Raw genomic sequence first — 25013 nt, forward strand, 5'->3', positions numbered from 1 at the left:
GGACAGCACTTCAATCACCTCATCCTTTAATATATTATATCATCGGCTTCGGTGTTTGGGTTCTTTTTTTAAGGAGGATTACAACTACTTCTAAACGATCTACCGAACGAAAAAATCAGGAAAGATTATTTAATGAATGGTACCGAAATCACGGCAGATTCAGCAGGAAATATTAAGATAAATACAAAACATTTATATACGGCAAAGCACCCCTGCCCTTAAAAAGCAGGGGTGCTTTACTATTAAACGGGAGAATACCCGCTTAATAGCAATACATAACACTTATCTCCCAACAGTCTTACTTTTTTCTTCTGAATTATTTTGATCCCAAGGCTTACCAGATTGCTCCTGAGTTACCTTTGAAGATTTATTGTTAGCCACCTTTTTTTCAGTGACAGCAGCAGATTCAGTCGCTGTGGTAGTTTGTTTTTTTTCTTTTGCCAGTTCTGGCCAAATATCGTAATCCCGAATCACCTGAAACTTCTTGTCATACAGATCCACACCCTTCATTTCCGGGTTTGCAGCAATGAAAATCTGGGCTTTCTTTCCTTGCATCAGAATCTCTCCTGGAACCATGTCCCCCTTCTTTAATGCACCCATCAGATCCGCTTTCTTATTTGGATCATCCAGTTCTTTAATCGGGTATTTGGATATCGCTTTATCCAGATCGTATCCAAAGTTTGGATAGAAATATCGGGAAGGAAAGTTCCCGCGGGCATCCTTCACGTCCAGATCAAGCTTTGTCCAGATATTGACTTTCTCAGTATTACCCTCTTTTGTTAAATCCTTATTTACGGAACGCCCTGACAAAAGATTATAAGCTTCCCTTGCAGTGATCCAATTATTTTGACTGAGAATAAAAGTGTGGTCCCGCTCTGGAATTCCAGGCTTTTTCAATGTTGCCTGATAATTATTCAGGAAATACATATCGCTATCCTTGCTTTTACTAAAGTTAAGATCATAGCGAACAAAGTCATGGGACTGGATATTCTCTTTAGATACTCCTGACGGGATTACAGAATTGTTTAAGCTTAACTTAAACTGAGGCATTTCCTGCCTGATCGCATTTTCTAAAACAGAGTTCAGCTTATCACCAAAGCCAAGGTACTTCAGACTATTTTTCAGATAGTCCAGATTTTTTTCGTTCATAAGAAATAGATTATTTTTGATGATTAAATAGAATGAATAAAAAGGATATAGAATGAATTGTGATATTTTCCGGGCTTATAAGTCCTAACTCCTAAACGAAGGCCTGTTTGTTTTTGGAAATTGAATAAGGAGAAATCGGCTTGGGAAATCTGATACAAGCGCCCTTGATAACTTATCTTTAGGATTTCTGCCTCATACATGAATGCAGCATCCTTTCCTTTTAACCAAAGGGCCAATTTGCAATCAGCTACTCTCCCAAGGATATCATTATCAAATACCGCACACACTTCCGCATTAGGGTATTTTCCGTCCAAATACTGCACCTGCAATTTACAGGGAACAAGACCAAGACTGGCTACCGCTACATGTTCAGGCTGTCTCAATTTGCCAGGGTAGAAGTAAAAAAAAGCAATCGCATTAATAGCAGAAGAAAAAACATATACCCTTCTTACCAAAGCAGTGATTTCACCTCCAGCTTCCCAGATTTCCGCGGTCTTTGGCACACGATGAGCTTCCGGACAAAGGATCTCTATGTCTTCGGCATTACCGTTGGATTTATAAGGAAATAAAGCCCTACCCAAAGAGTCGGAGAAGAAAGAATTCTCAAAAAACAAAAGAACTTCTTTTTTAAACCCTGCTTTTTGCAGAATATCAGGGAACATTAGCGGGAAACTGTATGCCAGTAACCTCGGGAATACTGATCCTTTTGATGAATGGAATCCTGCGAATTGAACTCCGTCTGAGAGGGACTAGATTTCATCTCCTGGTAAGCTTTTTCATATGCCTGGGTCAAGCCTTCTTTTTGAATTTCATTATTTCCGATCAGGTTTTTGATTCCACGTAACACTAAGTACGACAATCCTCCATCAAGTAAGACAGAAAGCACCAGCGTCTTATTATCGGACAAGATGCCTTTCGGCTCAGATGCCCTGTGCTGAAGCCGTGCTCCGTTTGAAAGCTCTACTATATCACCGTGTCGGTAGCTTTCCATTTGAGCTTTAGTTAGCTTTTCGCCGTTGACTTTTTGAGGAACTAAAACTTCGTCCGGATCATAAGACACAAACTCCCTCGTTTGCGGATCATATTCGACGATATGGGTTTTAGCCTTACCTTCCGGAGTTTTAAAATCCTTTTCAATATGAGTAAAAACTCCTTGTTTAAGGTTCTCGGATTCAAGCTCAGATAACAGTGCATGCTTCCTCGCTTCTTTATAAATAGGATGAATATTTAGCGTTACACGCCCAGATTCATCTTTGCTTAAGGAAAGCTTGGCATCCAAGTTACTGATGCTAAAGTCGTCCGATTTTAAATTCGTCAAACTAATCAGGTCTGTCCGTCTCCCGGAGAGCAATGCGGTTTTGTCCTCTGCTTCAAGTGTGAGTGTTCCCTTATTGAACAGTCCAATTTTTTGAAGTACCTCTACAGGCAATTCATTTTCATTAAATGTTGTTTTCATAACAATTCAGATGAGTTTAATAGGTGTAAATTTTAAATGAATGTATTAATTCAACCAGAGCGGATTATAAATTCAGCTACCAAATGAGCTACCTCCCCATTGATACGATCAAAGTTTTTCCTTAAAACGGTTTCTTTCTTACCTTCGAAGTCATAATAAACTGGCAGAGCCGGATAATTTTGTCCCTCCTTTTTTATAGCCTTTAAATCCAAGTTTACCCGGCAATTAATGGCTGAGGTTTCGTATTTTCCGGTGTACTCCTCTACATCGCCTGCCAACATCCCGACCATTTCACCAGCTTTGAGGGAAGCTATTTTACCCGCTGGAATTAAAGGTTCTAATTTTTCGCTAAGGGATACAGAGGTCTTTGACCGGTCGATGCTCAGACTTTCACCTATTTGCTTTACTTTTCCAAACAGGCGTTCCAGCCATTCCAGGGTTTCCTTATTCCGAACCGAACCCGCCAATACATTTCCAACTACTGAAGTAATAGTTGTGGCCGTATCCTTACCATATTGCTGCTTAAACTGTGGAAGTTCTTGCAAGCCCATAAGCACTGCCACTTTATTGCTTCTGGCTGTAGCGATCAGGTTTTCTATCCGGTGCATAAACAGAGTGGGGACTTCATCAATAATTAATGCGCAAGGCTTATTTCCTTTTGAATTTATCAGCCTTGTCATACGGTTCAATACCACTGAATAGCAGGCAGAATTGATATTTTGAGTACCTGGATCATTGGCAAGGACTAATACCCCGGGCGTTTTAGGATCACTTATTTTGAGGTTAAAATCATCCCCTGAAAAAACCCAGAAAGTCTCCTTTGTCGCCAGTCGGCTGATAAAAATCTTCAGTGTTCCAACCTGTCCCTCCAGCTGGTCGAATGCTTTTGCCCGGTAAGCAGTCATAAAAGGAGATAATAACGAAGTGAGCTCTGGCTCCGAAAACAGCGTAGTGAAGATTTCTTCGTAGGATAAATTCAAAAATGCCAGCACATGTGGTAAGCTGGAGTACCTTCCTTTTTCGTACCGGCTAAAGAAATAAATACAAGAAGCCAGGAAATTTATGGCCGACTGCGTAAAAAATTGATCACTACCTCCTGACTTGTCCCCCTTCTTTAAAGCTTCGACCAAAGCTTCAGCTGTTTCAGAAGCATCGGATAAGGTTTTTATATAATCACTACGCCATGGGTTAATCCTTCTGCTCTTTTCAACCTCGTTCAGGTTCACTACATGGAATTCATAGTTCTTACATTTCCCCTGTTGTTTTGCCAGCAAAAAGTGATAATAGGCAACCTGCGCCAAATCAGGAAATTTGAAATCATATAAGCAGACAGTAAACTCTTTAGCCAGGAGCTGCCGGATAAAAGGATTGACAATGCCAAAGGATTTACCAGAACCAGGTGTCCCGATCAGCAATGTTCCCCTAAAAATATTGTCCAAATTTATCCAGCCATTGCGAACTCTTCCTTTAAAGTAAAATAGCATTGGGATATTCACCGAGAAATCATTCAGCTTAGGTTTTATGGCTTGCATAAAGGACTCCCCCTCCACATTCCATTTATCCTTGCCTAATTTGGAACTGATAATTTTACTCACATTATCCATTGCGACATGGGTCAGAATAGCTCCAAGAAAAGCACTTAGGATATAGATTAAATCATAGTAGCTGGCTCCAAATCCTATCGATTGTTCAATCTTCCCCTGAAAATAGATACCGGAGAAAAGGACTATCAAACCAGCAACTAATGGATAGACAATGTGATTCTTAGGATTCAAATCCTTTTTCTTTCTACTGAGGGTTCCGATTGAAACCAGGCTAATGAGCAGCAAGGTAAAAAGCTTGCTATTATACAGGTTTCGGTAAAATGGAATCCTGATTAACTTAGATGCGAAGGGAAGCAGGCCATATCTGTCTTCATACCGATGACTTGCAATTCCATCCACATAAAAAAACAGGAAAACCTCCAGAAGGATGGAAAAGTAAATACTGCACTGAAGGAAACGGTGCAGGCTCTGTTGCTCTTTCGTTTCTTCCATATATTGGATTTAGTGATGTCATTTATTGAAATGGGATGATATCAGCATCCAGAATATCCTGGTAAGGAATTTTCAGATCAAGGTTCCGCCCCGAGAACTGCTTTTCCGTAAGAGATACATGAAGGAGCTTATTTCCGGGATAACTAAACTTCCTGAAGACATACACGTTCCGGTAATGCTTTTTAAATGATTGCTTATCAAAAAGCGTAAACACCGGCTTAATCTCTACCGACTGTACATTCGTGGCTTTATTAATCTTTTTATCTTCCACTTTAAACCGTACCTCATCGATATCGAACGGAAGATTGGTTTTATTCTGGTAACTGATGTCCAGGAAGATATAATCGCCGCTGATGTAAACATGACTTAAGCTAGCCTCGAGGTTATAGCCTCTCATTTTTCGATCAGCCCTACCCTCCTTTTTAGCTACCAAGTTAAGGCAATAAGCTTTCAACTGGTTGGTTGTTAAAGAGATCCCGAAAACATCAAGTGGACTCATATGCTCAGGAACGATAGCAATCTTCGTTTCTAAGGTATCTGTCCTCCCTCTCGAACTGGACCGAACCTGGTATTGGGCAATATAGCTTTCACCAACAACGGTAATTATTGTCCCCTCGGGATTTCTGCTAAACTTATAAACTGAGTCAGGTAAAAGCTTTAAGCGCAAAATGTTTTTGAGCGGCAAATCGCCGACCAGGGAACTCGAAGCAATATCAACGTAAGTAATAGGTTCAGGCGAAATCAAGTGGATGGTATTTGAAGAACTGATCGTTATTTTTTGCAAGGCGTTCTGCTGGAATTGCGCAAAACCCAGTTTAGCTGTTAAAAGAAAGCTGGTAATAAAAAGCAGGTATTTCATAATATAGGTTTTTAGTGTTAATAATTTCTTTGCTGGTTTTTTAATTCATCAGGATCTATTAAATAGACCTGGGTATTGTATTTGATCTTTGCTTTGTTTTGACGAATCAGTCTGGTTACCGCAGTAGACGTGGATTGAAACATTTTCTGGAGCATACTCATTACCAGCTGGCTGTTATTCTCGGCCTGGTTCTGTAGGTTTATTCCCTGTACAGAACTCCCGCCCAGTTCCCTGGTAAATTCGCGAAAAGCAGAAGCGGGAACATACAAACCGGGCATCCCGTCCGTGTCATAAATATCAAGTTTGACCGGGAGGATTCGATCCCCGTGTAAAATGGAAGAGATGGTCAGATTTACCCTTTGGGCAGAGAATCCAGAAACCTGGGCATACAGATATGTTCCCTTTTTTACGATAAACTTTCCAGCTGCCAGATCCTCCAGTAATCGGATTCTTAGCCGAGAGCCTGAATAACCCGAAATATCCTGATCGATGATGGCGGTAATAAAATCATTCTCATCTTCCGGCCGTACGGTATTAAATAAAAGGGCAGCTTCCGACGATTTTCTAACAGGGAGCTTAATGCGCTCTTTCCTTTCTTTTTCAGCAAGTTCTAATTGCTTTTGCCGGACTTGTTCTGCTTTAAACTCTGGATCATTGGCCTTTCCCATACTATCGATTAAGGACATCTGCTGCCGGAAGACAGTTATTGGATCCATCTCAGGCGAGGCACTGGGAATAGCATCATATTCCTGTTTTGCCTTTCGGTTGACCTTCAGGACTGCTTCTGAAAAAGCCTTATCTTGATCATCAGGATAAGTGGCCTTATAACCCGGAGAGCCCTTAGCAGCTCCACCATATTTAGCTTTGATACCACGCTCAATTGAATCGAGCATCTGCTTCTCCCGCTGATTGTATAGATCCGGGATACTTTGGGCCTTTTGCTCCTCTTCTTCTAATTCGCCGACAGCAGTATATCCGTCACCTTCTTTGTATTGATTGCGGTAAGCATCCAGCTTATCTGCTAATTCTGTATTCTTTACCTGATCGGATACATCAGCAACGTTTTCCTGCAAAGAATTTGAATCCTCTTTTTTCCGCTCTTCCTTCCCGAAATTACTGTTGTATAAATAGAAAAACAGGCATAGAAAGGGCAGCACAATTAACGGCAGCACATACTTAGGGTGTTTGAAATTAATCTTCATGTTATTGAGGTTTTGATTTGATTTGCGACTGGATTGATTCCAGCTGTTTGAAAGCTTGTTTAAGACGAAGGGTATCTGAAGTTGTAAGCGAATCTTTTTGAAGAATGGTGCTAATTTGAGATTGAAGTTCTAAAACATCACTTAGTGCTTCTCCGGTTCGAACTACTGATCCAAAATCGCTATGCACAGAGGGAGGAAGAACCGGGTTTCTCTTTACTTCCTTATAGCGCATAACCGTAAAAGCAAGCACACCGGAGAATAGCATAACGCCTAACATCGCGACGAAAACAACTTTCGGATATTTAATAAGGCACTTTTCAATTCGATTTCCTGCACTTTCAAAATATCTTCCAAACTCTTTTTTAAGTTCCAGCCAGAGCGATGGCCGGTTCTTCTTAGAATGAATTCTTCTGAACATTTTCCAGGTCTTTATTTTCCAATGTTTTCCAACGGGTAATTAGTACTGCATGAGGGTTATTGTCCGAACGGATCTCCAGGTCTTTGAGATAACCTTCAGTAAGAAGGGAACGGGTAATGGTAGAACTCCTCCTGTCAATTTTCTGCTTCCCGTAAAACCGAAAGTACCTTCTTGGCTCATCGAGGTAAATTGAATCTGTGCGAAGCGTAAGCACCGCACTTGAAGAAAGAATAGAATTAAAAAAACCCTTCTCCTTGAGGTTATTGTATTGCAATGCACCACTTTCATCTACAAGGTACATCGCCTTTTTTAACTGGTACTCGATGAACTTGTCATCAGGTGTTAAAGAAAAGAATAAGGTATGAAAGAGGTTGATGTGTGCTTTATACTCCGCAGCCCGATTTATTTGCACGTCTGATTGCCGGGCAAGCAGAGGAACCGTATTGGCATCAAGTACATAGACCGTTTTTCTGGCATCAGCAACTTGCCGGTAAGCAAAAAAGGAAACGCAAAAACTGATCGCCATTGCTAAAAGGAAGCTTCCTCCTGCCAGAAAAGTGGCCAGCTTTACTTTTGATTCTATATTTTTTATAATCATTTTTTGGTGGTAATAGAAAAGGCAGTCCATTATTGAACAGCCTTTCCAGATGAATAAATCCAAGAAACTTAACCCATCATTTTGGTAGCAATACGGGCCATGTTGGACGCCCCTCTTCCAACAGTTGAAGCGGCAGAGGTGATACCAGAGGTAGAAACCACCCAGGTGCTAATACTGGGAACAGTTAACATAGTAAGCCCCCCTATAATAAATGTGCCTATTACCATTCCAAAAGAAAGTAGTCCATTTCCTGCAAAGGCTCCCAGCTTTTCCAGAGTCGCCCCTGAAGTACCCACCAATTCTTTGTATCTACTAATCTCTGCTTCCATAGCATACTGCTGAAATAAGGAGGCAACATATAAAACCAAAAAACCAGTGCCAGAATACAGGTTCACAGAAATAAATCGTGCAATCCAGGTACTAAAAGAGTCCCTGAAAGCAGGCAGGATACTGATGGCTACTGAGAATGGCCCAAGAATAATAAGGATGGTGGAAAAGATAATCTGGATAATAAAGATCAGGTAAACACATCCTCTTAGCATCCACAAGGACAAGGTTTCCAGTAAAGAGGTGGCGAATAATTGCAAACTAATCTGCATCCTGTTCCTTAGGTCAATAATGGGATTCCAAACATCCGAAAATCCTTCCTTGACTGAGGACTTGACCGATTCCCAGGCATTTTCATACCACGTACCTGCTTCGTGTTCGGCAATTTCTGTTTCAGCCTGAACCTTTAAAAGCTGATCTGCCAGATCAGCCATTAGTTTTGCCCGTTCCAGCCGGAGGTTGTTCACTTCTACCTGACTATCAGCGAACATCGCCTCGGTTTTATTAGCTACCAAATCTGTTGGATATGCCACAACCCTGGTGAATGTCCCCCACCAAAGGATAACCATCACTAATCCAAATGGTCGAAGCAATGGCATTACTTCCAGCTGTTTATCTCCCGACATCATTTCATAAGATCGAATGGCAAAAAAGATCAGCATAAAAATCGCTGATAAGGCTTGGGCATCAGCTATAAAAGCATCATAATGCGTCCAGATGGTTGCCTTCATCGCCTTTAGGTAATACATCATTCCTTCTTCATACACCCCGCTCCCTTGCAAAAAAGTAAATGTATCCTTGAATGAATCTGGAACAGAAGCCGCCTGTATGGGCATAAAAAAACCGGCAGTGCCGGTAATCATATTAGTGAGTAACTCCATAGCTTATAGTTTAGACTTGCTTAAAATGTCAAAGGCAATTTGGTGGTCTGTCCTGTAATGATTCCTGGCAATAGGTTCGCCTTTATTACGAATCCCAGCAGTGACTTTAGTTAAAGTCAGGAACTGTTTTGCATTCCTCTTTTTAGTATCCCAAGTGGAATATAGTTTTCGATATTCAGCCAGCAAACGATGATAGGCAATTATGCGTGATCCCCTATCCAGGGTTGTGTTTCTGGCTGCTCTTAACCTTTCTTCTAAAATGGCAGATTCTTCCATAAACCAATTATAAGCACCGTTTTGTATCAGGTAGCTTTTTTCATTATCCTTGACACCCTTCAACTGATCCCTATTCCGAAACTCCAGTAAGGGTTCAAATTCAAACCGGTAATATAAAATCCATAAAGGATCTGCGTCTGATACCATTCCCGAATAATTAACAGCTTCTGAAATAGCGGTATTTCTAAGGGTATCAGAATGTAGCTTGTAGGAATTAGTCATATTTTGCATCGCTGCAACAAGGGCTAAGCGACTCGTCTGCGGCCCAACAGGGCCAAGCGGACGGAGATCTTTTTTGGGATAGTCGGGATGCCATCCCCAGGTTAACCAGTAAAGCGGGTTTAGCCCAAGCCATCCTTTTGTTGGAGTAAATTTCCTCCGATCCCATTGCTTAAATACCATCCGCTCCTGCTGGTTGGCAATATGAATGTCGCGGATTGGGATCTGTGAAAAGGCATATCCGCTAAGCATTAAAAGAATATTTAATACAATTGTCGTCTTCATAGATTAATTTTTTAGTGTTTTATAATTTCTTGTAATTTCATCGATCAGCCTTTTATCACGGTTGATAAAGTGCCTGTAAGGATTGGCTGTTTTTAATACACCGTTCATCTTAGCCCAATAAATAGATTTGTGCATACTAAAGCATAAAGCACGCATCACCTTCAATTCAAGAATTACTTTTCGGAGAAGAAAATCACGCTTTTCAAAATCCATCAGCACATTATCCCCTTCTTTTAATATAAAGTCAGATACTTCGAAAGCTAATCTCAGTCCTCTGCTTTTGAGTTGTCTGGCATTATCTTCGGCAAAAAGTAACAGGTAGGGTTCCGACCTTGCCAAATCAATCATGTCATTACTTTCTTTAAGAATTTCGGAAGTAATCGATCCCACCTGCTTAACAGCCAAACCGCTTTTTAAAACATTGTTTACCTGTGTTAATGATCCTTTTATCATCGATTGAACGAGAATCACTGAATTCATATTCAGATTGATGTCATTAAGCTTATTTTTAATATTGTTCAGGTAATTATTGTGGCTGGTTTCGGCAGAATAGCGCATTAATCCGTTTTCATTCACGATATTAAAATGGTGCCGGTCGAAAATGACCACCTGGGCCTGAGCAAATAGCGTGGTCAGAATCTGCATTAAGAGAAGTAATGTTTTCATAGCTATTGTTTAAGAACCTTCACCTTTTTCATAATATCGTCCACCAGCCGTTTATCTTCATTTATGAACTGAGAAAATGGATTCAGCTTGGTTTTTCGATTGGAGTTTTGCAGACTAACGGCTAGTCCTTTTGACGTTCCGGCGATTACGCGAAGTTCATCCACCACATGAGTAAAAAGCATTTTACGGTCACTTGCTTTCATTTGATTAATATCGCCAATACTGACTACCAGGCCATAGAGATAATTGAGGAGTAAGCGTGATTTATGAACCAGGTCTTTTTCAGCGTCCAGGGCTAATGGAATTAAGAGGGGATTTTTAGTTGCCTGCTGATAAATAATATCCTGCTGCGCTATAATCTCAGAAACGATGGGGCTAGCCTTAATTCCGATCTGTGCAGCATCAATTGCAAGTCCCAACGTGTGAAAGCGACTTTTTAATTGGCGGTATCGGTCTTTAAGCCTGGCCATCTTTGTTCGGTTCACTTGCTCGTTAACCGTAACTTCCGTTTGCTTATCCTTGGCCGTGCTTTGTACTTTGTGTTCGTTTTTACTTTCCCCTACCAGCTGATGCAGGAGCTGGATATTGATCTGGCTATAAGCATTTGACAAAAAGACGCTTACAATGAATAGCGTCGAAAATACTCTTTTCATCTCTTCAGGTATTTGGCGTTTCTTATTATATCATCTGCTATGCGCTTATCCAAATTGATATAGCCAGCATAGGGATTAAGGGAATTAAGAATACCTCGTTGCTTTGCCCAGAACATGGAACGCTGCATGCCGTAAGCTACTCCTCGCAGGATCATCAGGTCTGAACGGATCCGGTTTAATAACTTTGCCCGTTCGCCGGAATCCATCAAATTCTCCTTACCTCCAAGCAGCACAAATGAACTTACTTCCGCTGCCAGTGACGTTGATCTGGTTTTAAACTCCCTTGCTCCTTTCTCGGCAAACAGCAATAAAGTTGGATTGTCTTCAGCAATTGCCAGCCCTTTGTTTACGTCCTGGATAATATCTACACTTATCTCTGCGATATCTTTTATGGCCGATAATGACCTTACTGCACCTGCAACCTCACTCAGGCCTATATAGATCTTGTCCTGCAAATCGTTTACAATAAGCAGTTGACCGGTGACTGCCAGTTGCCCTTTTTGGATGAGGGTAAGATTCGAGTTGGTTTTATTAAGCTGACTGTTGATAATTGCTGCCTGCGCTGCTGTTGCACCTGCAGTTGCCGGATCGGTATAGATTTGAGCGTTTGCAGACAGGTAGATAAAGGTGATTATGAATAAAATGATTGATACTTTCATACAAAATCAGGTTTAAAGAATTCGGTAGCACTAGGGTCTGGAATGCCTGTTTGATTGATCTGCTTTACAAATGAGTTCAGGGGTAGTCCGCTTTTCTCAAAGTCGGAAACAAATTCCTCCAGTCCTTTTTGATAGCCCCCATATTCATTCACATAAACTTCTACTGCACTTTTTTCTGGTTTCTCGGTCGTGTAGGCGAGATACTGAAACAAGGAAACCTCTATTCCATAGACTTCACCCGAGCTACCGCGCCTGATATACACTTCTTTGAATCTGCCTCTGCCTTCTGTATTGTCCAGCTTGTTAATGGTAAAAATCTTCTTTTGCTCGATTTCAGTGATCGCAAGGAGTTTGGCAATCTCTTTATAGTTCTCTTTGAATTTAGATTGATCGAGTAGACAGACTGTATCTGAGTTGTTCAGAATACTATCTTTCACTACGGCATTCCCTAAAATATCAGATAGCTCCTGGGTTATTACAATCGCTTCTCCCCAAAACTTGCGGACTGTCTTATACAAATACAAAATATAGCCTGCCATTAACGGGGAAGCAATGGCTTTCCAGGCTTCTTCCACGATTAAAGCTTTGCGCTGCTCTTTCCGATGCCTCATTTTCTGAATGAACACATCCATAATAATCAGGGTCACTATTGGAAATAAGATCCGATTTTCCTTCACCGCATCAATTTCAAACACAATAAAGCGTTCAGTAAATAAGGATTGGTCAGATGCTTCATTTAAGATACTGTCAAATTCGCCACCCCGGTAATACTTCTTTAATACATACCGGAACTCATCCAAATCAAAAGGAATGCGTTCTTCCTTTTTAATCTGTGGGACTTTGTACAAAGCATAGTCATAAAAGCTGTTGAAGTTTAATTCGGGAATAGTATGTTCTATCTCGTTACCTGGATCAAAGAAGGTCGCATAATAGGAACTGATTAAACTGGCGATTACATCCCGTTCCACATTACTGACCGTTCCTTCCGCACCTTTCCATAATAATCCGATGAGCGTACATAGAAAATCTTTCTTCTCAATATTGTATTCTTCTTCATCAATCTGAAAAGGATTCATAGTGATGGGTTTCTTTTCAGTATACGTGATGTATTTTCCGTTAAAATAAGAACACAAACCAGAATAGGAATGACCTGTATCGACAATCACCACGTCCATATTATACAGCATATATTGCTCAATCAGGGCATTCATAAAGAAACTCTTCCCTGAACCAGAAGGCCCTAATACAAAGCGGTTCCGGTTATTGATCCGGTTGGTATTCATCGGTAAATCGGAAGGATCAATTCCTACCGGGATGCCCTGTCTGTCTGTAAAGCGAATCAGAAAATCAGAAGGTTCATCTTTTAGCAGTTTCTCTTTAAAAAAGAAGCAAAGTGCTGCATCAGCAGTGGTTAAAAACCAGTCATAGGTTTTCAGCTCAACCGCATTTCCGGGCAAAGCGCAACGGAATAATTCTAACTGATTGTATGCATTCCTTGAGGGAATAATGCCTTGCTGAAATAGTGCTGCTTCAATAAAATTGGCTGCCTTATCAATGCTCTTTTCATCCGCAGATATGACAATGGAATAATGTGCATGAACAAGGAGCTGGTTATCTCTCGCCACATCTACCATTAACTGCTTGATGTCTTCTACACATATCAGGTTGGCAGGATCAGGCACCCCTGAATGACGTTTTTTCTTGAGTTCTAATTTATTCAGGGTAACCTGTTGATGGGGAATTTCTATCACCTGGTTATAGAGAATGACCTGACTGCCGGGAACCTGATGAAGAAAGGACAGATTATCTACCGGAAAATCTCGTAAGCTTTTATTATCCTGCTTCAAAATACATGGCCCAACTTCTTCAGGAAGATCGATAGCATCCGTATTAATCAGGCTGATAGTACGAACTGCTTTATTTCCAATCTGTAGATGTTGACTGCCTGCCTTTATGTTATCCAAAGTAAGATGGTCGGATAAAAAGTCCATACTTAAAAGCCTTGTTAGGTAAGTAACTATGTCCTTTTTTGCCAGCAATACGGGATTTAATCCTGCTCCTTTTAACAGATCAAGTATTTTAACTAGGTGCTGATGAAAATCATGGAGCTTTTTTTTATCATATACATAGAAAGCGCCTCGTTTAACCTGCCGGGTAATTATCAAATAGGTTGTAATCGAAGTAAATTCCCTGCCATCAAAATGCTCGACATACTTCTGCTGAAGGAATTCATTGGAACTTTGCCCCTTGTACCTTTTTCGTATAAAGAGATCCTGTTTTTGAAGGATGTAGCCTTCCCCTAAAATCCGGATGATGTTTAATAACAAACTATGAAAACCAGAATAGCTATCCGGGTCTGCGGAATACTGTAAAGCAGGATTCTGTATTTCAAGAATTGCAGAGAAGTCCCCCTGGCTACTGTACAGAATAGCTAAATCATTATCCGTATCAATACCAGCATACGGAATATTAAATACTGTTTTCTTTTGCTGCCACATACCTTAATTTTAGTTGATTAGAATAAATAAAAACCCCTGTATGCCTTGACTTGGAATGCAGTCCTCCTTTTTGGGAATGAAAGGTATAAGTAAGCCCCCCGGCAATGACCGCAAGCATTAACAAGGCTCCTAAGTACATATTTACCAGGGCAACGGTAAGTCCCCCTATAACTAAACCTGCAATTAAGGACGCAATTCCCCATGCAATAAACTTCCCTTTAAAACCTCTGTATATAAGGGGCTTCTGCAGCCCCCTATAAATTGAATACTTGCGGATCATTAAACGCCGAAAAAAGCTTTAATGACCACCGAAACCAGCACAAGAAAAAGGCAGGAGCCTCCCCATGACATAATCTCCTTGTTGATGTCCTGATCTCCGGAATTCCATTTGATGTACACCCGAACTCCTCCGATCAGACCGACCACTGCACCAATTGCTAGTATCAGAGATGATACCGGATCCACATAACTGGAGAGCGAAGATGTGGCAGCGTTGATGCCGGTTGCACCTCCCCCTTGCGCAAAGGCGGAATTTGCTGCTATTTGCGTGAGCACAGCAAGCACGAACAGTTTTTTTAACTTTTCTTTCATTGTGTTTAAGAAATTAAGGGTCAATAGATATAGGGTTTGTTAATGAACTCCGTAAAGTGCTTTAATTGCTGCACTCAGAATGCTTAGAAAAAGACAGGATAAAAACCATCCCGTAACCTGGGCATCAATATGATGTTTTCCCATTTGCCAGTTGTTGTATACGCGTAAACCTCCCAGTAATCCGGAGATTGCACCAATCACTAATACCAGGTCTGAAAAATTAAAATACCAGTTATTTACCTGCCGTTTTACCTGATAAAATTCTGAGATGCCAGGCTGGGCCACAGCGGCAAAACCTAAGGCAAAAAAAAAGACTGCTAGCGCAATCTTCAGGTATCCTTGTATTGGAAAACGGACCCTAGCCATACGGTATCATTCGGGTATGTTCAATGATATTTAATTTGGCAAGAGCAAAAATATCTTTCAGTTTCTCGCCTCCGCTTGATTGAAAATTGAATGTCGGCAGTGCTTCAATAGTTGGCGGAGAAACGGGAGTCATCTTAAATGAAACTGTTTCAAAAGAATCCTCTCCGTCATCCAGGGCTACCAGTTCGGGTTCTACCTTTTCAGCAAAAAACAGCGTATCTGAATCCTCTTTAGGAGAACCGGGACTGCGATTTTTCGCAAAATCGAACAAAATATTTAAAGCATAATACAATAGATAAATGGCTGTGAGATTAAGTAAAAAATGTGTCCAGTTCATAGCTCTAAATTTTTAAGTGAATCTTTAATGTAGGTGGTTAATTCAGGGTTGTTCTCAAGAAAGGCTTTGATACTATAGGAAATGATCTTATTCATATCGATCCCTTTACTCACTTTCAATTGCTTTAGCAGAAAAGTAGTCCGATCGTCCAAACGGATGAGCAGTTTCTCATGACCAGTTAATTGATGAGCATGGATATCATTAAACAGCTTTTCGAGAGTGGGATGGCAAGTTTCTTTCGTTAGGATTTTCTTTCCGGCCTTTTTAGCTTTCGCCCCATCTTCTCCGCTTCGGATCTTCTCTCTTAATTCATCCGCCAGCGATTTTATTTCATTCATACCTCTTCCTCCCTTTTTAAGTATTGATCATAGATTAAATCAAGAACCGGCATCATCACTGGTACCAAACTTAAAGGGGTATTAAAAGTTGACAGCCGTTGAAAATCGATCCTATCTGGTAAGCCTGGAGTAACCACACCAAATTGTTGCAGCACTTTATCTACTTCGAGTTTGGTGTCGTATTTCACAGTAGTTTTAATCCGGTTGGGAATAAAAATTAATGCCGCTTTCACATTGATATTCCGTAATACCATTGCAAACAGCAAGGTAGAATCCACTGAAAACTCATCATAAGAAAACGGACAAACAATCATATTGGCTGCTTCAAAAATGGGGATCAGGCCATCATCGTCCATTTTCCCCGGAAGGTCAATCAGGGTAATCTCCTTTACCTTCGTCCGTATGATACTCATCATCGCCGGGAAATGTGTTAAGTCTGCCGGAACCACTTCATACAAAGGAAGGTTATCCAGGATCTTTGCCTTTTCAGCTTTAGAAGCGATAGACTGCTGATAATCCATATCCAGCACTGTCACTTTTCGCTCTTTAATTTGACTGAGATAGTTCGCAAACAACAAAGTGAGCGTACTTTTCCCTGCACCTCCTTTCTGGTTTCCTATTAATATTATCATATCGATTTTTATAAATATTATTAGCGCTTTCGGTTGCGTCGGCGTTTTCGGCCGTGTACTGCCTCGTCATCAACATCCCCTGAAATATTCAAGTCCGGGAGAAAATCAAAAAGGGAGAATCCTTCTCTTGCTTTTCCTTCAGGAACATCCTTTAAAGTCTCCGTTCCCTCTGCCATAAAGTGACCGGAAGGCTTAGCATCATTACCTATGTCCGCTGGAAATGAAATTGGTTGCCTTCCAGATAGAGAAAGGCTTGATTCATCTTTTCTGATAAAATCAGCCAGGGGCATAATGTCTCCTCCTTTAAATACTATCTTCTTTGCATGGTCAAGAATGGAATAGCCATACGGAGGAAGAACTTCCTTTCCATGAAATAGGATCTGCAAACCAAATTTATCAGATAGAACTTCTGCCAATTTTGAGGAATAATCCGATCCTTTTCCCTTGGCCATGCCTGCGCCAGAATCCGGCTTTAAGTACAATGAAGGATCGTATTGATGCTTGTACTTTTCAATAATGGCCCGTAGCTGAGCAATCCGTTCTTTGTCTTTTTGATAGCTCGCAATACGTTTATCTATCTCACCAAACTTAATATTGCCCTGCTCCTTCCCATATTTACAGACCTGATAATGATCGCCAGATGATACGAGCTTATATCCATGAGATTCCAGGATCATCATAAATTGAGCCCTGGTAGAAAACTGATAATCTAAGGCTTTTTCAATTTTCCGGGCGACTTCAAGCTTTTCATCGGTTTGAAGAATCCTGTTCAACACTTCGTAGGATCTGATCTTTTCAAATGAATCTGAAATCTTTTTCCCGTCCTTCCCTATCCGTGTAGACACCATGTGGATGTGATTGTTTTTCGTATCCTTATGGAAAACCAGCAGGTAAGGATTGTTACCATAGCCCATCCCTTTTAACCATTGCTCTGCCAATTCTGCCAATTTTTCTTTAGTCATTTCTTTTCCTTTGCAGGATATCACCGCATGTAATTGAGGGTACTTGACGTTTTTGTTACCAGCAGAAACCGCTTTCAAATAGTTGATATAATCCTGCGGCCGTAAATTATCCAGGGCTTGCAGCGGGCCAAAATTCCGGACGCTTAATAATTCGCCCTTGTCTTTATCAACCTTGCTGGTATTGTATTTTACGCCATTAAAGCTGGCAGACTTACTTAGAATTTTTACAATCATAGCTTAGCTGCTCATAAGACGGATTACCTGCCGGAGTAATTTTTCTATCTCTCTTTGGGACTTGATATAGCTACGGAACTGTTCCTGAAATTCGATAATCACCGTAGAATTCAATACCCCCTGCTTGTTTAGTACATTGGCGTGCCTCGCTAATTGATTAATATTATTACCGCATCTCCCCAGTTCAGCCCCAAGCGCGTCCAGTTGTTTTAAAAGTTCCTTTGCATCCACCAGCACTTTATTCGTGTTCTTTAATACCCGATGGCGAACAATTTCAGTCCTGCTTTTTCCTAACTCTTTTTCCAGGTTTATGAATGCAATTGCTTCTTCTTCCGTTAAGCGGAGTTCAAAGCGCTTGGTGCGTTTCATAAGAAATGATTATTTGGGTTTAAAAAGAATCTTTATTAAAAAAGCGAGTTGCGATGCTTTTTGCCCTTAGTATGGCCGGATCCTGCGAAGGTCTGGCCAGGCTAAGGCAGGTTTGTTTTTGTTGGTCAGCGACGAGAGGAAGCTGTACGGACAAAAACACAACTTGCAGCTAACAAAACAAAAAAGTCCTCCTATCCTAAAAGAGATATAAAAGGCGATTTCAGATCGCTAGAGGAAAAATTGATTGATATGTCCTGCATTGCATCACAACAGTAAAAGAATAAACCCACATCTATCTATACAGATATTTATTCTAGCCACTAAATGCATATCTGTGCATACATCTATTAATCCATCTCATTATACCAATAGATATCTTACCGAATATATCGATATACAGTCAGGTGTATAAAGAAATAGCTATGGATACGAATAAAGGTATATACAACAAGGCAGATAACCAGATAAGCACTTATTTAACTAAGTAGATGTACAAATAGTTGGATATACTGAAATACTGATAAACAATTATATGAATATTCCTTTATCTGAATAAGTAGATATAGGAATAGCTCAATATAATATTACCTGCTAAAACCCACTTTTAAATTTGGTAGAAACGTAGGCTTAACTGCTGGCTTCAATGTGCATAATTCAGAGATTTCGGTCATTAGCTTTTCATTGTAATCAGTATACCCTGCATAACAACTTGATGAATCTTTAGCCTGAGGAACTGCATTTAAAAATTCTATAGTTGCCTTCCGACCGGCATCATCGTGGTCGAAAAAAACCTCTGCTGCCGGAAAAACACCCGCTCTCTTTATAGCAGCAGCTAAAAAAGAAAGACTGTTTAATACCAATACACTGTCAGTGGTGGACTGATGTTCATACAACCAACTTAAATAATCCAGGAAACCCTCAAAAACGACCAGTTTTTGTTCTTTACCCGGAATAAAAGTCAAGCCCTTCTTTCCCAGACAACCTTTAAAATATTTATTCCGCACTTCCCATCCGCCGTTTTCATTTTGCCAGCCGGCAGCAAAGAACTGTTTCCTCTGCTTCTTTTCGTCTTCCACGTAATAATAAACCTCCTGTAATTGGTTCCGGCCTACACTTAAAACACCCCGGGAATCTAAATAGGAAGTTATCGCCGGATTACTGCCCAGTGGTTTTATGTTTTCAACCTTATAATGAGGGAGCTTTATAAATTTTCGTGGACGTTGCTTATCCTTGTTCCTGGCGTTCGACTCCAGAATAATCAGTGAACCTGAAACATGGTGTAGCTTTAGTAATACTTCGGCAAAACTTAAGCCTTTCCAGTACAATAAGCCAAAATCAATTATGTTCCCTCCCTTACCTGTTCCATGGTCGAACCAGACGTTCAGATCGGGGTTTACGCAAAAAGATGGACTCCTATCTGAATCACGAAGCATGGACAAGTAGAATAACTCCTTACCGGAACGATTTATGGGCTGAAAACCCAATTGAGTTAACAAGTCTGCAATAGAAACCTGCTGCTTAATTTCGTTAGCATTTAATTGTGTTGACATAGAGAAAATTTTAGATGTTTGGTATAAGCGATTGCCTATACTTAAAGACCCAGCTGAACCGGCTTTTTTAAAAACAAAAAAAGGGCTCACGCCCTTTCCATTGGCTTTGAAATAAATTCACCAATGCTGAAATTCGGGACTACTCACGTCGGTTTCTACAAACCGGGCTCTCACCTGCCAATGCGTTTTCGGATTGATGTTATCTCACCTTCGCAAAATTTCCCGTTCCTCACAGGATAATGCTTCATCCCCTAATGTCAAAGAGCCAGCGGAAAGGACGTTTCCTTCCCTATCTTTCTGCCACAGGCAGATAAGTAATTCGGTTGCTGGAATGCGCAATGGCTTCCAGTTTCGAACGATCAATACATTTATGGAGAATTTTTCCGTTGGCAGAATGCAGAACGATCAGCCCTTCCAGAATCCAGCGATCAACATTAGATCTACCGTACTGGCGGTAAGCTTCGGATTTACTTAACTTATCTTCTAATACAGCACTTTGCGCCAGTGCTTTTTGAGCTCCAGTTTCTGTGGCGGCCTTAAGAATAAAGGATAAATCTTTAAGCTTCATAATTCTCCGTCTCGCTGTTGTTGGCAGCGGACGGAGCAAAGGTTGGAAGGATCAGGAAGGGTTTTTGGTGGGTTTGTGGGTGGAACCTGGAAATAAAATTAGGTGTAAAATATATGGATATAAAAGGCATCTTTTGGGTCCTTGGTTCATTGAAAGAAAATCGGGAGGAATCCGTCTGGCCTGGTGATGATCTGAATGTTTTTGAGAGAAAGTAAAACGGTTTTTTGAAAACTTGAGGCAAATAAATATGATTTCATTGATACTATAGGCAATAGGCGCTAAGAAAAAAACTACTAAATAATCTTTAAATTCTACGCCCGAATACTATTAATGTTATAAATTAGCTACGTGATTACCTCTCATATGCAACTGTCGCAACGTCATAGACCGCATAGAATTTTATTTAGTCATGTTTATTGACAGACGAAATCAACCTTAATTGAGCAAAAAAATAGATCCCGAAAATGTTGACTCTGCGATTTCCAGTTGGAGCGGGTTTGTGTACCAGGGAAAAGTAGCACTTTACCATGTCGTAAAGCTGCTAACCCATTCTCTTTCGGTTTCAGCCTATACCCTTCAACTAGACAGTTTGGAAGATTTCGCAGTAATTGAAAAAGGTAAACCAATCTCTATTCACCAGATCAAGGCCCTTAAAAGTGTAAGCTATAGTACATACAAAGGCCCTTTTGAAAAGCTTTGCAAAAAAGGAACTGAATATGGTGGAGTGCCTGCTTTTTTTCATACCGCCAGGCGGATTACCGATAAATCTGTTGGAGATATAGAAGCCTCCCATGCAGGGATGAAGGTATACCTTTACGGAACAGATCCCAATTGTTCACTGGATAAAATTGACGATTTAATCAGTGCTGCGATTTCTGAGTTTCATCGTAAGCATCAACCGGCCTTCCTGAATCCTGACTATGCACGAAAAACACGACATTACTTGGATGCGATCATTCAAAGCCGAGTCATAATTATCCACAGTAAGATCCATCAGGATCTCTATTCGGAAAATGCAGCGGCTTATAAAGAATTGATACCATTTCAGGAATTTCTGGATGTGCTAAATGAAGATACCATCGCTAAAATCTCTGGTCCCGGCTATTATCTCCATCTGACCAAGATGGATCTGAATAGATATTACCAAGAGTATTGTTTGGAACTGCCTGAAGACATTGAAGACGATTGTCGTCTGAAAATGAATAACTTTGCGGCCTTTTTGAATGCACTAAGCGAGGAACAGCTTGTTAAACTGATCTGCAAGATCATTCCTCACCGCAGTTTCGCACTTGACAGCATTAGCGATTATAAAGATAACAACATCCAACGCGATGAAATGAAACAGGCATTTTTTAGGTGTTTGAAAGAGCTAAAAGAAATAGTGCCTCTTGCACATGGCAGCCTTAACTGGGCCATTGCTAAGGAGAAGTTCGTCCCAACATCCATCAATTGGACGCAGGAATACCATCAGGACGCCTGCGTAAAAATCATTGAGAACATTTTAAATACTGATTTAGATCTGCCTTTCGAAACTTCATCGCTTGTCACCGCGAACATAAATGTGCCTTCAGTTTATGATGCAGCGGTTAATATTATGGACATCCCCGAGGATGAAGCGAATCGTGAAGCCGAGAAAATAATGAACTGGAAACGCATTTCACTGACTTCTATTGAAGAAGCAAAAAAGAAGATTGTATGATTGATTTGATTCACGAGTTATTTGAGCAAAATGGTTTTGCCTGGCAATCCGATGAGCGCTTTATGCTATATCATCGGACAGCTGAAGGCCTAAAAAAAGAATTTTGGGTAGTGCTTACCCAAGATTGTGAGGATGTTCTGAGGGAACAGTCGCAATTGTACAAGAGCTGTAAAAAACTGAATGATCAGCCCGAACTGGATAAAAATATTTCTCTTATTATTCCAATGCGAGTCGAGGATGAAGCGCAATGTAAAAGTTTAAAATCTGACACTCTACGAATTGAGGAGGACGTTTATTTTTTTAAAAAACATGTGTTGATTTATTCGAATCGGGAATTGTCTGATTTCAGAGAGCTCCAGGGCGATAAGCAGACGAATGATTATCTAACAAAAGTTATCACGCAACAAAGTTGCTTTGAGGTATATAAAGTCGATCCTCGTAAGTTGCAGTGGCAGTCGTTAGTGTATAGGGTTGCAAATAAGATTCCATTTATCCAGCTCAAAATTAAAGTTACAAAAGATCTCACTTCTTTGTATGACTTAAAATCAGAAAAAGTTAAAGCAAAGCAACTTGTTGATTTTGAGCAAGTTTTTGATGAAGCCATTGGTTCGCGCAGCTATCCGGAACTTTCAAATACCAGCCCGGTTTTATTGCTCAATATTTTAAACGGCATATTTAATAAAGAGGATGGCGCTGAAAATCAATAAATTTCACATTGAAAACTTCAAGATTTTCGAGCGGCATACGTTCGATTTCAGGGACAGGGATTTCTTAATTTTTGACGGACCTAACGGTTTTGGTAAAACGTCCTTCTATGACGCGGTAGAATTGCTGCTTACAGGTAAAATAAGGCGATATAGGAACCTAGCTGACATTATCGTTGATAACCGAGAAATTTTTACTGAAAATCCCTATCTCAATGCAAGTTTCCCATTAGGCGATATACTAATCAAGGCGGAATTACTGGTTGACGGTCATCCCCTAGTTCTAAGCCGCTGTTGTCTGAATAAAGACCTGGAAAATTCTGTGAAGTTCGACAAGTTTTTGCTGTACAGCCATGACAGCTTTGAGGATCGAAACGGTATCTTAATTGATGATGAAAATGCCTTTCTGCAACCTTTTTTGGGAAAGGATTATGTATTGAATTTCCAGTTCTTGAATTATGTAGAGCAGGAGGATAATGCCTACCTGTTGAAGAACAAAGAGGCTGCCAAAAAGAAGGCGATTGATCATTTATTTAACGTAGAGGAATTCCAATCTAAGCTGGATAAGGTTATAGGGGTACGAAAGTCAATTTGGGAGCTTTGCAAACCGCAGGTGAAAAGAGACTTGAAAGCGGATAAAGATGCGCTGAAAGCATTCAAAGAGGAATGGGCTGGAAAGATGCCGGAGGTCCAATATCAGCAAATGTTTGCGACGAAGGCGCTCCCTTGGGATGGGGAGCAGATCTCTTTTGAACCGGGCGTCTACGAATTCCTTCTTGGGCCTACTGGAGAGCTTGTGCTGTTGAAGGAATTAGTTAGAAAAAAAGACTCCTTCCTTGCCACTCTGTTTAACCGTAGGCTAGAATCGCTTATGCACAATACTGGATGGGAAAATTTTTTGAAATACTGGTACTTTCTAGAAGGGCGCGATGAGTTGGTTGATGCTGCAAAATTGTTTGGTGACGTTGATGGTCTGTACAAGGAAGTTGAGGAGATCACGGTGGAAAAAATTGATCGGGAAGAATTGAATATACCAGAGAACGTTACCAAAGTTTTACCGGAGGAATTGGTATCCAGATATCACAGTGCACTGGAAGATCTTGAATTTAAACTAAAGCAAGCAAACGGGCTTAAGAAGATCCTGGCTAGCTTGGAAGCATCACGTTCTGCTCTGATCAGAAACTTTGAAAATTACAGGGAGATTTTAGCAGATGGAGTTGATAACAACTGTCCGCTTTGCGGACAGAAATATGGTTTCCTCGAGGATGAAGATGCCGGTAGCTTGATGGCCAATATCGCTTTACAAACGATTGCACTTCAGGGGATTTTGGACGATAGTAACAATGATTTATCAAAAGCACTCCAGTCATTTCGTGAATCTGAAGTCGCTGAGTTGGAAGTACTATTGGACGCTTATATAAAAACCCACCTCATTGACATTAGCTTTGTGCGACAATTAGCCAGGCAAAAACCCGATGATCTTGAGTCTTTGAATAAATCGTTGATGGAAATTGATGTAGAGCCCACTCCTTTTTTGAACAAGGTTGCTTTGTCAAATGCTGAAATAGACCTGGAAGTTTTTCAGGCAGTCTTCACTAGTAAAATGATCCCGATTGAAGGCGGCGTCATTACTTCAGAAATTAAGGAAATCTACCTGCAACTATTTAACGGATCGGAGGATCTTTTTGAGGAGCTTAGCGAAGAGACGGTGGATCGGAAAATTGCTTATGTACAATGGCAACACAGCTTGTATAAGAACACGGTGATCCAGCAGCGAGAAAAAGGGATCGAACAATTGCAACAGCAGTATGACCAAGCCAGTAACTATGTCGAAAAAATGAAAGATTTGGAACAAGCATATTCTTCTGCATTGAGCATTTACCAGAAGAGCTTGATTAGGGACATCGAAATATTGTTTCATATTTACTCGGGACGGATTATACAAGATTTTCAGGGTGGATTGGGATTGTTCATTAAAGAGGATCGCGGTATCAAGTTTTTGACGGATTCTTCAAAGAGCTTTGACGCAGTTTTTACGATGAGTTCCGGACAAATAGCGGCACTCGTCATTTCTTTCACTTTGGCCTTAAATAAGAAATACTCTAGGAACAAGGTGCTTCTCATTGATGATCCTGTACAAACAATGGATGAACTAAATATTGCCGGTTTTGTCGAATTGTTAAGAAACGATTTTGGGGATCGACAAATATTCATTTCTACCCATGAGGATAAAATGTCAAACTATATGCGTTATAAATTTGAGAAGTTTGGCCTTAAATCAAGGCGAGTAAGTATGAAGAGCGCTCAACTAGGTTGATTAGAGTCACTTACGGGAAACTGAACACGTTAATAAAGCTTTAAAGTTTTTTCAGCTTACAATATGGTCCAGTTCCTGTTGTCGCCGGTATAAATGAGACTACCTACCATCTATAAAAATGGATTTAATACTTTTTTTGTCTTCGCATTTCCGTATCTGGACAC

At 40.5% G+C, this 25013-nt stretch carries 27 protein-coding genes; 3 read left to right on the plus strand and 24 right to left on the minus strand.

The window, feature by feature from the left end; all coding sequences use genetic code 11:
* Positions 1–282: 282 nt before the first annotated feature.
* From WG906_RS04660 to WG906_RS04775, 24 genes are all read right to left on the minus strand, one after another.
* On the minus strand, positions 283–1149 hold the full coding sequence (locus WG906_RS04660) for a hypothetical protein (protein ID WP_339991359.1): 867 nt from the start codon (positions 1147–1149) through the stop codon (positions 283–285).
* Between the two features lie 23 nt (positions 1150–1172).
* The gene (locus WG906_RS04665; RefSeq protein WP_339991360.1) at positions 1173–1811 is read right to left on the minus strand and encodes a hypothetical protein; all 639 of its coding nucleotides are present in this window, start codon (positions 1809–1811) and stop codon (positions 1173–1175) included.
* Entirely contained in the window at positions 1811–2605 is a 795-nt protein-coding gene (locus tag WG906_RS04670) for a DUF4099 domain-containing protein (protein WP_339991361.1), read from the minus strand. The genes WG906_RS04665 and WG906_RS04670 overlap by 1 nt, the downstream gene beginning before the upstream one ends.
* A 50-nt stretch (positions 2606–2655) precedes the next feature.
* Positions 2656–4641, minus strand: a complete 1986-nt coding sequence (locus tag WG906_RS04675) for a type IV secretion system DNA-binding domain-containing protein (protein WP_339991362.1) — start codon at positions 4639–4641, stop codon at positions 2656–2658.
* A gap of 22 nt (positions 4642–4663) precedes the next feature.
* The gene (traN, locus tag WG906_RS04680) at positions 4664–5500 is read right to left on the minus strand and encodes a conjugative transposon protein TraN (protein WP_339991363.1); all 837 of its coding nucleotides are present in this window, start codon (positions 5498–5500) and stop codon (positions 4664–4666) included.
* A 17-nt stretch (positions 5501–5517) separates the two neighbouring features.
* On the minus strand, positions 5518–6702 hold the full coding sequence (gene traM / locus WG906_RS04685) for a conjugative transposon protein TraM (protein WP_339991364.1): 1185 nt from the start codon (positions 6700–6702) through the stop codon (positions 5518–5520).
* Between the two features lies 1 nt (position 6703).
* Complete coding sequence (locus tag WG906_RS04690) at positions 6704–7120, minus strand: hypothetical protein (protein ID WP_339991365.1); 417 nt, start codon at positions 7118–7120, stop codon at positions 6704–6706.
* Positions 7098–7718 (minus strand): conjugative transposon protein TraK, encoded by a 621-nt coding sequence (gene traK, locus WG906_RS04695; protein WP_339991366.1) that lies wholly within the window; start codon positions 7716–7718, stop codon positions 7098–7100. Before traK ends, WG906_RS04690 begins: the two co-directional genes overlap by 23 nt.
* 68 nt (positions 7719–7786) lie before the next feature.
* Positions 7787–8926: a TraJ family protein gene (locus tag WG906_RS04700; protein WP_339991367.1), complete on the minus strand. Its 1140-nt coding sequence runs from the start codon at positions 8924–8926 to the stop codon at positions 7787–7789.
* 3 nt (positions 8927–8929) lie between these two features.
* Positions 8930–9706 carry a hypothetical protein gene (locus WG906_RS04705; RefSeq protein WP_339991368.1) on the minus strand — a complete coding sequence of 259 codons (777 nt, stop codon included), beginning with the start codon at positions 9704–9706 and terminating at the stop codon, positions 8930–8932.
* A 3-nt stretch (positions 9707–9709) separates the two neighbouring features.
* Positions 9710–10372, minus strand: coding sequence for a hypothetical protein (locus tag WG906_RS04710; protein ID WP_339991369.1), 663 nt, complete (start codon positions 10370–10372; stop codon positions 9710–9712).
* Positions 10373–10374: 2 nt separating this feature from the next.
* Entirely contained in the window at positions 10375–11025 is a 651-nt protein-coding gene (locus tag WG906_RS04715; RefSeq protein ID WP_339991370.1) for a hypothetical protein, read from the minus strand.
* Positions 11022–11684, minus strand: coding sequence for a hypothetical protein (locus tag WG906_RS04720; RefSeq protein ID WP_339991371.1), 663 nt, complete (start codon positions 11682–11684; stop codon positions 11022–11024). The genes WG906_RS04715 and WG906_RS04720 overlap by 4 nt, the downstream gene beginning before the upstream one ends.
* Positions 11681–14182 (minus strand): TraG family conjugative transposon ATPase, encoded by a 2502-nt coding sequence (locus tag WG906_RS04725; RefSeq protein ID WP_339991372.1) that lies wholly within the window; start codon positions 14180–14182, stop codon positions 11681–11683. Before WG906_RS04725 ends, WG906_RS04720 begins: the two co-directional genes overlap by 4 nt.
* Positions 14154–14462: a hypothetical protein gene (locus WG906_RS04730; protein WP_339991373.1), complete on the minus strand. Its 309-nt coding sequence runs from the start codon at positions 14460–14462 to the stop codon at positions 14154–14156. Before WG906_RS04730 ends, WG906_RS04725 begins: the two co-directional genes overlap by 29 nt.
* Positions 14462–14773 (minus strand): DUF4134 domain-containing protein, encoded by a 312-nt coding sequence (locus WG906_RS04735; RefSeq protein WP_339991374.1) that lies wholly within the window; start codon positions 14771–14773, stop codon positions 14462–14464. Before WG906_RS04735 ends, WG906_RS04730 begins: the two co-directional genes overlap by 1 nt.
* 39 nt (positions 14774–14812) lie before the next feature.
* Positions 14813–15139, minus strand: a complete 327-nt coding sequence (locus WG906_RS04740) for a DUF4134 family protein (RefSeq protein WP_339991375.1) — start codon at positions 15137–15139, stop codon at positions 14813–14815.
* Entirely contained in the window at positions 15132–15476 is a 345-nt protein-coding gene (locus WG906_RS04745) for a hypothetical protein (RefSeq protein ID WP_339991376.1), read from the minus strand. The genes WG906_RS04740 and WG906_RS04745 overlap by 8 nt, the downstream gene beginning before the upstream one ends.
* Complete coding sequence (locus WG906_RS04750) at positions 15473–15814, minus strand: hypothetical protein (RefSeq protein WP_339991377.1); 342 nt, start codon at positions 15812–15814, stop codon at positions 15473–15475. Before WG906_RS04750 ends, WG906_RS04745 begins: the two co-directional genes overlap by 4 nt.
* Positions 15811–16446 (minus strand): ParA family protein, encoded by a 636-nt coding sequence (locus WG906_RS04755; RefSeq protein WP_339991378.1) that lies wholly within the window; start codon positions 16444–16446, stop codon positions 15811–15813. The genes WG906_RS04750 and WG906_RS04755 overlap by 4 nt, the downstream gene beginning before the upstream one ends.
* Before the next feature lie 20 nt (positions 16447–16466).
* The gene (locus WG906_RS04760; RefSeq protein WP_339991379.1) at positions 16467–17642 is read right to left on the minus strand and encodes a relaxase/mobilization nuclease domain-containing protein; all 1176 of its coding nucleotides are present in this window, start codon (positions 17640–17642) and stop codon (positions 16467–16469) included.
* 3 nt (positions 17643–17645) lie between these two features.
* Positions 17646–18011 carry a plasmid mobilization protein gene (locus WG906_RS04765; protein ID WP_339991380.1) on the minus strand — a complete coding sequence of 122 codons (366 nt, stop codon included), beginning with the start codon at positions 18009–18011 and terminating at the stop codon, positions 17646–17648.
* A 584-nt stretch (positions 18012–18595) separates the two neighbouring features.
* Entirely contained in the window at positions 18596–19561 is a 966-nt protein-coding gene (locus WG906_RS04770) for a DUF8464 domain-containing protein (RefSeq protein ID WP_339991381.1), read from the minus strand.
* A gap of 289 nt (positions 19562–19850) precedes the next feature.
* On the minus strand, positions 19851–20129 hold the full coding sequence (locus tag WG906_RS04775) for a hypothetical protein (protein ID WP_339991382.1): 279 nt from the start codon (positions 20127–20129) through the stop codon (positions 19851–19853).
* 439 nt (positions 20130–20568) lie between these two features.
* On the opposite strand from WG906_RS04775, the gene WG906_RS04780 reads away from it, so the two are divergent.
* Genes WG906_RS04780 through WG906_RS04790 form a run of 3 tightly spaced genes read left to right on the plus strand, consistent with a single transcriptional unit; the run spans position 20569 to position 24849 of the window.
* Positions 20569–21828 carry an ABC-three component system protein gene (locus WG906_RS04780; RefSeq protein WP_339991383.1) on the plus strand — a complete coding sequence of 420 codons (1260 nt, stop codon included), beginning with the start codon at positions 20569–20571 and terminating at the stop codon, positions 21826–21828.
* A complete protein-coding gene (locus WG906_RS04785; RefSeq protein ID WP_339991384.1) occupies positions 21825–22535 on the plus strand; it encodes an ABC-three component system middle component 1 in 711 nt (236 codons plus the stop codon). The genes WG906_RS04780 and WG906_RS04785 overlap by 4 nt, the downstream gene beginning before the upstream one ends.
* The gene (locus tag WG906_RS04790; RefSeq protein WP_339991385.1) at positions 22516–24849 is read left to right on the plus strand and encodes an AAA family ATPase; all 2334 of its coding nucleotides are present in this window, start codon (positions 22516–22518) and stop codon (positions 24847–24849) included. The genes WG906_RS04785 and WG906_RS04790 overlap by 20 nt, the downstream gene beginning before the upstream one ends.
* Positions 24850–25013 lie beyond the last annotated feature (164 nt).

Source organism: Pedobacter superstes, from assembly GCF_037622515.1.
GTDB classification, from domain to species: domain Bacteria; phylum Bacteroidota; class Bacteroidia; order Sphingobacteriales; family Sphingobacteriaceae; genus Paradesertivirga; species Paradesertivirga superstes.